Raw genomic sequence first — 2,329 nt, forward strand, 5'->3', positions numbered from 1 at the left:
GAAAAAAGGCCCGCACACCAGCAGGTGTGCGGGCCTTCGTTCGTTGTGTTGCTAGTTGACGCGTTGGCCGTTCATAGCCGAATGAACGAAGTGATCGGGTACGTGCGCGTCTCCGAGCACCCGTGCGATCTGACCTTCGCTGAGGCCGAGCCGACGCAATCGCTCGCACACGGCATCGAAGTCGAGCATCTTCGCGTCGAGTTCCTGCTGTAGAGCAACGACTTCGGCGCGGATTGCCTCGGCTTCGTCGAGGGCCTCGAGCGTGTCCTTCGGCTCCGGCAGAAGGAGGTTGAGCAGTCGGTCGCGAGCGTCGGTGCTCAGCCCCTCGAAGGGAGCCGATCCAGCGGGTGCCTCGTGCTTACCGGTGACCGCATTCCGGTCGGCCGTCTCCTCGGACGCCAGGTATTCACGGGTGTTGCCGAACGACGGTACCTCGATGGTCTCTTCGCCCTCGGCGGGTGCCTGGGCGAAATCGATTGTCTTGCGCAGCGGCCGGTTCGGGATGAAGACGACTGCGATCAAGGTGACGATGGCGACGAACCCGGCGACGAGGAAGATGCGTCCGGTGGCGTCGCCGTAGGCGGTGCGGATGACGGTAGCGACCGCGGGAGGCAGCGACGCAAGATCCAGCGAGCCCCCACCGCCACCGCTCGAATCGATGCCCAGCTCGGCCAATCCGCTCTGCGACAGCGTGCCGACGCGGGTGGCGAGCAGTGATCCGAGAACAGATACGCCGATGGCGCCGCCGAAGGTACGGAAGAACGCGACTGTCGACGACGCTGCGCCGATGTTGTGCACGCTGACCGTGTTCTGCACTGCGAGAACGAGGTTCTGCATCAGCATGCCGGTGCCGAGTCCGACGACGGCGATGAAGACGCCGACGGTCCACAGACTGGTCTCGTGGTCGATGAATCCGAGGAGCATGAATCCGACGACGAGCAGGATGGAACCGATCACGATGAACGGCTTCCATTTGCCGAACTTGGTGATGAGCTGTCCGGAGCCGACTGTCGCAACGAGCATTCCGGCAACCATGGGCAGCTGCAGCAGGCCCGCTTCGGTGGGGGAGTAGCCGCGTGCGGTCTGGAAGTACTGTCCCAGGAAGGTGGTCGCTCCGAACAGGCCGACGCCGACGGCGATGGACGCGATGATCGCAAGGCCGGTGGTGCGTTCGGTGATGATCTTCAGCGGGATGATCGGCGACTTTGCCTTGGCTTCGACGATGACCGTCAGGACGAGCAGCAGCAGTCCGCCGCCGACCATCATGGCCGATTCGCGCGAGAGCCAACCGTAGTAGTCGGCCTTACCTGCGAACGAAACCCACACCAGCAGAACGGAAACGCCCGCGGTGAGCAGGAGAGCGCCCAGCCAGTCGATGGACACGTTTTCCTTGCGCTCGGTCTTCATGTGCAGCGTCTTCTGCAGCAGTCCGAGAGCGATGACGGCTAACGGAACGCAGACGAAGAAGCACCAGCGCCAACCGAGTGGGCTGTCGACGATGACGCCGCCGAGGATGGGCCCTCCGGACATCGACACAGCCATGACCGCGCCGGTGTAGCCGGAGTAGCGGCCACGCTCACGTGGAGAAACGATCGAGCCGATGATGGCGATGACAAGGGCGGTCAAACCGCCCATGCCGATACCCTGAACGACGCGCGCTGTCAACAGGAACGGCACATTGTGTGCGAATCCGGCCATGATCGAGCCGATCACGAAGATGATGATCGACGATTGGACGAGGGCCTTCTTGTTGAACAGGTCGGCCAGCTTGCCCCAGATGGGTGTCGACGCAGCGTTCGCCAGGAGTGCGGTGGTGATGACCCACGCGTAGGCGGTTTGCGATCCCTGTAGGTCTCCGATGATCGTCGGAAGTGCCGTGGCGACGATGGTGGTGCTCAGCAGCGCAGTGAACAACGCGGCGAGGAGTCCGGTGAGCGCTTCGAGGATCTGACGGTGAGTCATGGCGTCGTTCTCCGACGCCTGAGTATCGGGCGGAGCTTCTACTGCTGTAGTCATTTCTTTATCTCGCAATCAGTTTCAAGTGCGCTGCTTCGTGCGCGTCTTCGGTGAAGGTTTCGTTGAGCTTCCGGATGGAGTCGAGTGCACCCAGTGCCTCGGTTTCGCTCCAATCGCTCAACATCTCGCGCAATCTGTCGGCGCGACGGTCCCAGATGGCGGTCAGCTTCTGCTGGCCCTCCGCCGAGACTTGGACCCGCGACGCACGTTTGTCGTCGGGATCCGGGGTCCGATCGATGTAGCCGAGTTCGACGAGCTCTGCGATCTGCCGGCTGAGGGCGGACTGGCTGACGCAGAGCCTGGCGGCGAGGTC

Annotated in this window: 2 protein-coding genes; both read right to left on the reverse strand. The window is 63.0% G+C overall.

Annotated features, from left to right (window positions below; genetic code table 11):
- Positions 1 to 51 precede the first annotated feature (51 nt).
- A complete protein-coding gene (locus tag WBQ44_RS04755) occupies positions 52 to 1,962 on the reverse strand; it encodes an MDR family MFS transporter (protein ID WP_495565585.1) in 1,911 nt (636 codons plus the stop codon).
- 58 nt (positions 1,963 to 2,020) lie between these two features.
- A partial coding sequence (locus WBQ44_RS04760; RefSeq protein ID WP_495565584.1) for a MarR family winged helix-turn-helix transcriptional regulator occupies positions 2,021 to 2,329 on the reverse strand: 309 nt, incomplete at its 5' end.

Origin of the sequence: Rhodococcus sp. (in: high G+C Gram-positive bacteria), from assembly GCF_049591685.1 — a bacterium.
GTDB lineage: Bacteria > Actinomycetota > Actinomycetes > Mycobacteriales > Mycobacteriaceae > Rhodococcoides.

Excerpts from the sequence above, each read along its gene's own strand:
- WBQ44_RS04755 (WP_495565585.1), bottom strand. The coding sequence starts at position 1,962 with ATGACTCACCGTCAGATCCTCGAAGCGCTCACCGGACTCCTCGCCGCG.